General features: G+C 54.9%; 8 protein-coding genes. All 8 read left to right on the forward strand.

The genetic code is table 11. The features are described from left to right. Positions 1-135 precede the first annotated feature (135 nt). The 8 genes from EDC14_RS26205 (at position 136) to EDC14_RS26240 (ending at position 7,942) form a co-directional block, all read left to right on the forward strand. Positions 136-891 carry a TSUP family transporter gene (locus tag EDC14_RS26205; RefSeq protein WP_243663131.1) on the forward strand — a complete coding sequence of 252 codons (756 nt, stop codon included), beginning with the start codon at positions 136-138 and terminating at the stop codon, positions 889-891. A gap of 489 nt (positions 892-1,380) precedes the next feature. Continuing rightward, on the forward strand, positions 1,381-1,584 hold the full coding sequence (locus EDC14_RS26210) for a hypothetical protein (RefSeq protein ID WP_132018309.1): 204 nt from the start codon (positions 1,381-1,383) through the stop codon (positions 1,582-1,584). A 450-nt stretch (positions 1,585-2,034) separates the two neighbouring features. Next, positions 2,035-2,880, forward strand: coding sequence for a porin (locus EDC14_RS26215; protein ID WP_132018312.1), 846 nt, complete (start codon positions 2,035-2,037; stop codon positions 2,878-2,880). 223 nt (positions 2,881-3,103) lie between these two features. Beyond that, the gene (locus tag EDC14_RS26220) at positions 3,104-4,528 is read left to right on the forward strand and encodes a TldD/PmbA family protein (RefSeq protein WP_132018315.1); all 1,425 of its coding nucleotides are present in this window, start codon (positions 3,104-3,106) and stop codon (positions 4,526-4,528) included. Then, positions 4,528-5,832 (forward strand): metallopeptidase TldD-related protein, encoded by a 1,305-nt coding sequence (locus tag EDC14_RS26225; protein ID WP_132018318.1) that lies wholly within the window; start codon positions 4,528-4,530, stop codon positions 5,830-5,832. The genes EDC14_RS26220 and EDC14_RS26225 overlap by 1 nt, the downstream gene beginning before the upstream one ends. Before the next feature lie 258 nt (positions 5,833-6,090). Then, on the forward strand, positions 6,091-6,936 hold the full coding sequence (locus EDC14_RS26230; RefSeq protein WP_132018321.1) for a hypothetical protein: 846 nt from the start codon (positions 6,091-6,093) through the stop codon (positions 6,934-6,936). A 168-nt stretch (positions 6,937-7,104) separates the two neighbouring features. Further along, a complete protein-coding gene (locus tag EDC14_RS26235; protein WP_132018324.1) occupies positions 7,105-7,374 on the forward strand; it encodes a hypothetical protein in 270 nt (89 codons plus the stop codon). Positions 7,375-7,534: 160 nt separating this feature from the next. Continuing rightward, positions 7,535-7,942 (forward strand): PAS domain-containing protein, encoded by a 408-nt coding sequence (locus tag EDC14_RS26240; protein WP_132018327.1) that lies wholly within the window; start codon positions 7,535-7,537, stop codon positions 7,940-7,942. The last annotated feature ends 171 nt before the right edge of the window (positions 7,943-8,113 follow it).

An 8,113-nucleotide genomic window follows, 5' to 3' on the forward strand; every position in this document is an offset into this window, starting at 1 on the left:
CTCAAACTTCGTGAATTGCTTGTGATTCCTTCTTTTGCCGGCTTTCCTGTCTGATTTTTTGCCTCTTTTGAACTCAATTTCGTTTGTTAGATGGCATATATGCCTGAAAATCCGTTCAGTATGGGTGGGGTTCTCTTGTTGACCATCATGGGGCTTTGTCTGGCGGGGTTTGTGGCCGCCTTTGTCGATTCGATCGCCGGCGGGGGCGGGCTCATCAGCATCCCCGCTTTTTTGCTGGCCGGGGTGCCGCCCCATTTCGCGCTGGGGACCAACAAATTCGCCGCCACCGCAGCTTCGCTGACCAGTTCGATCAAGTATGCCCGGTCGGCCAAGATTAACCGCCGGCTACTCCTGTATCTGGCGCCACTGACGCTGGTCGGGGCGGTGCTCGGCGTCAAGACCGTGGTCCGTCTCGACCAGCAGCTGTTGCAGACCCTGGTCCTGGTGATGATCATCGGGGTCGGAGCCTACAGCCTGTTCTCACGGCAGATGGGCTTGGCGGACCGCTTCCGGGGGATCGACCGGCCCAAGCTGCTCTGGGGAATGCTGCTGGCCCTGGGGCTTGGATTTTATGACGGCTTCTTCGGGCCGGGGACCGGTTCCTTCCTGATCTTCGGCTTGATCGGGATTTACGGTTTTGACTTTATCAACGCCGGCGGCAACGCCCGGGTGCTGAATTTTGTGAGCAACGTCACCTCGCTGGTCCTCTTCGCCTGGCTGGGCAAGATTGATTACCGTTACGGCGTGCCGGTGGCTCTGGCGATGATGGTCGGGGCGCAGCTCGGCACGATGCTGGCGTTGCAAAAAGGGGTTAAGCTGATTAAGCCGATCTTCGTTGCGATGTCGTTGGCGGTGGCGGTGAAGATCCTGTGGGGACTGGTTCAGAGTTAGACGGGTCGCTCTGAAAGTGATCCACCTCTTTTTTGCGATAGAAGTTTATGTAAGAGCCTATGGGGGCTCTTTAGTTTTAGTTTGTAGAGAGAAACTGTCTGTCTATCCGAATTCTATCCTGTGAGGTCGGCCAGGGGGTTTGGCGGCAAACCCCCTAGGCCGGTACCCCCGCCGCAAGGGGCGAGTGCCCCCTTGCCCCCCCCATCCCGCTCCTCCGAGTCGCGGGTCCCTCGTGGAAGGAATTGCCATCCCTGGCGGCGTTGCCTGCGGATGCTTCGGGGGCGACGTCAGGTGATACGTCCTTGTATCAATTCCGCGCGTCCAGCGTCGTGCCGGATTTGAGGGGCGAATATTGCTGAATAAAATCCTCTTGCAGGACGACGAGTTGATTTGGATAGAAACCACCGGTTCTTCTGCCGGAGTTTCGACGATAATTTGAGAGCCCATGGGCTCTTTTTTTATTTAGGCGGTGGATGCCTGTGCCGGGTCTTGAAAATCGAGATTATTAACATCGGGTCAAATTCTCATGAAGAATCCGGAGAGTTGCAATGGAAGGATGGCATGATTCTTGCTATAATATCGAACCGTTTCGATGGCTGCGGGTGCCGCCGGAAGGGAAGGATGGTTGCAAAAAAAACGGGAGCGGACGAAAAGGTAGAAATGCCGCTTGGTGTAGAGATAGAAGGCGTTTGATGCAATTTAGTCAGGAAATATTTATCCAGCTTGGAGTAAAAAGGTAAAAATAATACCTAATAATCAAAAAAAAATCTATGTTAAAATCAGGCTAATTTTTTTATAATAAGACGTGTCATATATTACCATAGCAGTTGATTTATTCCCTGTCGATCAGATGATGGATATTCTTGTAACAACCGTAAAGTTTGTCGGAGAAAAGCATTTGCGGATTTTTTTGCTTGTAATGGAATATATATTTTAAGGGACGGGCCGGTCTGTGTCACTGAGTCGTTTAAGTTTTCAGACCCGCGCTCCGGGCGGAACTTGGATAGCCGGGATAGGGTCTGAAATTTCGAATCCGCGAGGATTCGAATTTACAAAAACCTGATTCTCGGAAGGGGGGAAGCAAGGCAACGAGCTGCAGTAGACTGGTTAGTCCGAAAACAAAAATTTGGAGGGAGAATTTTTATGAAGAAACTACTTGTTCTCGCGTTAAGCGCAATGCTCGTTCTTGGGTTCTCGTTCGCCGCGATGGCCGAGACCAAAGTCACCTTCGCCGGTGAGGGACAGTTCGGTTATGATTTGGAAAAAGATGTAGACCTTAGTGAATTTAATATTAATGTTACTGCGGCGACGGATAACGTCACACTGTTTGGTAAAATTAAAACAGAAAAGGCAACGAATGATAAGAGTAATTATATGACCGATGAAGCTTGGGCTTCCGTGGCGATCGGTTCGGCTACAGTAAAAGCAGGTTTCTTCGGTTGGGGTTTTGGCGGATCGAAAGACCTTCTGGATGTCGCCAAGGATTTCAAGTCCCAGACTGGCTTATCCATCACTGCTCCGATTGCCGAAGGTTTTACGGGAAAATTGTTCTATTCCTTGAATGCGAGCACTTATGAAATTGGCACCGCGGATGGTGCTGTTGCAGCGGGTCTTGACTATGCCAACGATGTTTGGGGCGCGGGCGTTGCTTTCGGTGATACCAAAAAAGATAATGATCAAAAAGTCACTGGCGTTACCGCTTTCTTTATTCCGGTGGAAGGTCTGAAAACTTATGTTACCTATACTACCCAGAGCTATAAAGCGGGTTCTGACGAGGATGATTTATTAGTTGGTTTCTATTGGACCCCGGTTGACAATCCTTTCGAACTCAGAGCCGAATACAATACCGAAGACAGTAATGCCTCCAAAGCTAACGATTGGGCTGTTCGGGCTTTTTACAAACTTAACGCTAATGCAAAACTGCGTTATGACATCGCTAACAAAGACGATAAGGACGAAAGCTCAATTCGGATCGTCGTTAGTTTCTAAGATCATCTGATGGAGCGAGACGGGACTGCTCAGGCAGCCCCGTCTTTTTCATTGTCCCGCAAAGCCGCTGATGCTTTTATCAGTGGTTTTTGTTATAATTTAACTGCCGCGATCAAAAAAATCCTGGAAACATTCAGTGATAAAGCAAAGTTCCATTCCGGGCTAAAACCGCGGCGGAGTGCTTATTCTATTCCCAATGAAACTCAAATGTTTGGAGGTCAAGATGCGGGTCGAAGGTTCCGAATTTTTGCGCGGGGCGAAGTCCGACTTGGAGAAGTTGGTCGGGGAATTGGCCCAATATTTTCAGTACGTTTCCATTCTAGCAACTGATAGCTGGGGCAAGCGTTACGGGGTCCAGAAAAGCGGCGTCCAGGTGGAGGAGTCCCGCTGGACGGAGCGGGGCTTCGTGGCGCGGGTCTTCAACGGCCGGAATTACTCGGAGTATTCCTTTAATCAACTGCAGCCGGTGGCGGATATGGTTGACGCCGTCCGGGAGGCGGCGGAGCGGTCCTTGCGCCGGATGACGCAGGCCGGCGCGCCGGTGGCCCGGTTACCGTTGATTGAGGAGACGGAGACGGAAGGAAGCTTTCACGGCGAGGTGGGGATCCTGCCCGGCCGGATGAGCGTGGCGGATAAGTTGGCCCGGCTGGCGGAGATCCGGGATCAAGCCTTCGCCCAGTCGGAGCGGCTGGTGGACTTCCGGGCCATTTACGAGGAGGTCCAGGTCGCCAAGGTCTTCCTCTCCCAGCGGAAACAGCTGGAACAGGCCTATGTCTGGAGCCAGGGCTATCTCTTTCCCATCGTCCGCCGCGACGGCCGGACTAAGCGGGCTTTTCGGGCTTTCTCCGGCCTGAAAGGTCCGGAGCTGCTGGAAGAGATGGCCGGAGCCGTCCCCGCGAGCATCCAGTTGGCCGAGAGCCTGTTGGACGCGGCGGCGGTGCCGCCCGGCGAATACGAGGTGATCTGCGCGCCGGAGGTGGTCGGCCTCATCGCCCATGAGGCATTCGGACATGGCGTGGAGATGGATATGTTCGTCAAAAAGCGGGCCAAGGCCGAGGAGTATCTGGGCCAGGCGGTGGCGTCCCCGCTGGTCACCATGCATGACGGCGCGGCGGCCGCCTGCCATGTCTCTTCCTATTGGTTCGATGACGAAGGAACCCCGGCCGGCGATACGATCATCATCGACGCCGGGATCCTCCGGACCGGCATCTCCGACCTGCTCTCCGCCTTGCGGCTGGGGACGCCTCCCACCGGCAACGGCAAGCGGGAATCCTTCGAGCGGAAAGCCTACGCCCGGATGACCAACACCTTCTTCGCACCGGGGAACGATCGGCTGGAAGAGATGATCGCTTCCATCCGCCACGGTTATTTGCTGGACGGCGCCGAGAGCGGCATGGAGGATCCCAAAAACTGGGGCATCCAATGCATGGTGCTGCGGGGTCAGGAGATCCGGGACGGACGGCTCACCGGCAAGCTGGTCTCGCCGGTGCTGATGACCGGCTATGTGCCGGATCTGCTCCGGTCGATCTCGATGGTCTCCGGCGAGGTCCGCTTATTCGGCTCCGGGGCCTGCGGCAAAGGCCACAAAGAATGGGCCAAGGTATCCGACGGCGGCCCCTACATCAAGGCGAAAGCGAGGTTGGGCTGATGATTGAGATGATTCGCCAGATTTTGCAGAACCATCCGGAGGTCGACGCCTTTACGATCGGGGCCGAGCTGACCGAATCCCTGGAACTGTTCTTCATCCGCCGGGAGCTGGACATGAACCGGGCCAAGAAAGTAGCTCATTACCGGGTGACCGTCTATAAGGATTTCGAAGCGGACGGAGTCCGCTACCGGGGTTCCGCCCAGGTTGAGATCCATCCTACCCTGTCCGGGCCGGAGATCCGGCGGGCGGTCGCCGACGCGGTCTTCGCCGCCGCCCTGGTCCGCAATCCCTGGTATCCCCTGGTCGAACCGGCCCCCTTGATCGTCGAGGCGCCGCCCGGCAATTTCGGTACGGGCGATCTCGCCGACTGGCTCCCGGCCCTGACCGAGGCCTTGTACCGGAATGATTGCCACGAAGCGGGTTGGATCAACTCCGCCGAGGTCTTCCTGAACCGGATCAAACTGCGGCTGGTGAATTCCGCCGGGGTCGACCGGAGCCGCGTCGCTTATGGAGCGGAGCTGGAAGTGATCGTCAACTGGCGGGAGGCCGACCATGAGGTGGAGATCTTCCGGGATCTGCACTTCGCCGCCTTCGGACCGGATGCCATCGCCGCCCAGGTCCGGGAGATGCTCCATTACGGGCGGGAGAAGGCCTTGGCCCGGCTGACGCCGGCGCTGCGCCAATATACCGTGATCCTGACCGGAGAGCCGGTGCGCGAGTTCTTCCGGTATTATCAGGCCCAGGTCGGGGCGCAGAATGTTTATGAAGGGACCTCGCTCTTCAAGGTCGGGCAATCGGTCCAGGGCGACGCGGTCCGGGGCGATCGCATCAGCCTGAGCCTGGATCCGACCTTGCCGTTCTCCACCGCGTCCAGTCCGTTCGACCCCGATGGCCTGCCGGTGCAGCCGGTGGTGATCGTTCGGGACGGCCGGCTCCTCCGGTACCGGGGCGACACCCGTTACGCCTCTTACCTGGGTGTCCCGCCCACCGGCAACATTGCCAATCTGGTGATCGACGGCGGTAGCCGTCCGCTGGCGGAGTTGAAAGCGGACCCGTATCTGGAGATCGCCTCGTTCTCGGACTTTCAGATGGACCCCCTGACCGGGGATTTCGGCGGGGAGATTCGGCTGGGATGGTATAACGACGGCCATCAAACCGTCCCCGTCAGCGGTGGTTCCATCTCCGGCAACATCCGCGCCGTCCAGGAGGAGATGTATCTTTCCCGGGAGTTGCAGCAGGAAAATAACTTTGTCGGCCCCCAAAGCGTCAAGCTGCTCAATGTCTCCGTAACCGGCGCGCAGTAAAAGCGTTGTGATAAACCCAGTCCGAAGGACAGGGTTGACATAAAAGCTCAGAAAAGCAAGTGATAAAGTCGATTTTTTAACCTTTTTGTATGCTGATCTCGTTTCGAAAGACTTTATCACATGGCTTGTAACATTTGAGGAATATTTCGTAAATCACTCCAAAATCTAGGGACGGACGGAAGGAATAATCCCCCAATCGGCGAATTATTTGGTTATATCGGTTACAATCACCATATTTCGTTTAAAGGAGCCGTTGCGATGAAAAAGCTTGGTAGTCTGATAGTTTTTAGCTTGCTCTTGTTTACCGCTTCGTGGGTTGCCTGGGGGAACTCCATCAATGACGATGCCATGCATATCCTGAACCGCACCGTCAAAGTGGTGAATCAGGCCCAAAATGCCGCGAAGTCCATTAATATCTATAAAGGGCTCGCTCTGTGCGTGACGCATCAACGGCAAGCCCAGGACTTTTATAAAGCCGGCCGTTTCGAAGAAGCGATTTATCATTCGTTGCGCTCCAGGGAGCTGGCGATAACCGTCATCACCAGCAACCGCTATTTTCTGGACAAAAAGTATCAAACCCTGGATGAGATTGAGGCCGGGTACGATGCCCGAAAGCCGGCCAGTAAGGACCTTGACGCGGCGGTGAAAAAGCGGATCGTCGGCATGGATAAGGACGCGGTCAACTATGGCGTATCCATGGTTAAAGCCTCGACGGCCCCGGCAATCCCCGCGCCCGCCACGCTGAAGCCCGCCCCCGCGGCGGTAGCCGCTGTTCCGGGACCGGCTGCGGTGCCCGCTCCGGCTCCCAAAGCGCCGCCGGCGGCCGGGATCAAAGGAGTAGTCGCCTACGCCGAAGAAGGAATGGTCATCATCAATCTGGGCGCAGGCGATGGCATCCGGGAAGGGATGGTCTTCGTCGTCTCCCACATCAAAGCGGTGGTTCAGGATCCCAATACCGGCAAGGTCATCGATGAAGTCATGGTGCCCACGGCCGAGCTCCGGGTGAACGAAGTTAAAGAGATGGCCTCGACCTGTACCGTGATGAACACGTTGAATCCGAATTTCCCCATCGCCGTCAAAGATCCCGTCAAACTAAAACCATAATTTGCGTCTGGCAAAGCTTAGCTTTCATTCAAAAGGCACAATCCCGGGTATGGATTGCGCCTTTTATTTTAACCGCAGAAAAGCGATTCTAGAAATGTTTCTTCATTCAAAAAATTGACAGGATTTTTTGAGCGCCGCCTTCTAATAATATTGGACGGAGGTGTTCTCGTGTACAATAATCAGAACCAGAATCAGTTTATGAAGGCTCAGAATTACAACGCCAAGGTGAATATGGAGAACTCTTCGGAGTTGGCTCAATCGCAAGGGCAGATCAGCCGGTTACTGCTCTCCAAAGCATCCTCGGGTCAGTTCGAGTTTGCTTCGATGAGCCCGGCGCGGCCCCAGAGTCAGAGCGCGAATAGTAGCCTCCAGAGTCAGCTAGAGGTTGATCGGTCGGCCGGACAGATCAGCCAAATCTTGTCGAGCCAGTCCAAGTAGCGGCTGGGTTTTGAGTAGTGGTTTCTGGTTACGGATCACTTTCCAGATAGAAAGGCCGAAGCGCCTTTCTATTTCTTTTATCCGCGGACTTTTCGGCGGCGGCGAAAATAGTTTTAAGGAGGAAAGGGAAGAATAACTGCAAAAAAATCAGGAGGATTCCATGCTTGAACAATTAAGCGAGCCGATGGTCAAGGCGATGTTTGAAACATTGCCGATGGAGATCACGGTCATCGACGCGGACGACGAGGTGGCCGGCTGGAATCAACATGAGACCCGGTTATTCACGCGGCCCATGACCTGCATGGGCATGAATTTCCGGCAATGCCATCCGGAACGGAGCCTCGCCAAGGTGGAGGCCATCGTCAACGAGATGAAAGCCGGCACCCGGGACAATGCCCGCTTTTGGATCGATCTGCCCTGCGGCGCCGATGGGGCCAAACATAAGATTCTGATCGAATTTTTTGCGCTGCGCGATGATCACGGCCAGTATCTGGGGTGTATGGAATGCACCCGGGATATCGAACAGATCCGCAATCTCCAGGGTGAACAGCGATTGTTGGATTCCTAAACGAAGAGCGGAGACATTCAAGCCCCGCTCTTCATGGCATCTCTTGCGCTTATCCCGAAGCGGATACGTAACCAGGTTTACAGAAACATTTTTGGAATCAGACTGATCCTTGCCGCGCTAATTGTCTAAAACCTGACCTCTCCCCCTGTCCCCTCCCCGGCGGTATTTCAT

This window comes from Hydrogenispora ethanolica (assembly GCF_004340685.1).
Taxonomy (GTDB): domain Bacteria; phylum Bacillota; class UBA4882; order UBA8346; family UBA8346; genus Hydrogenispora; species Hydrogenispora ethanolica.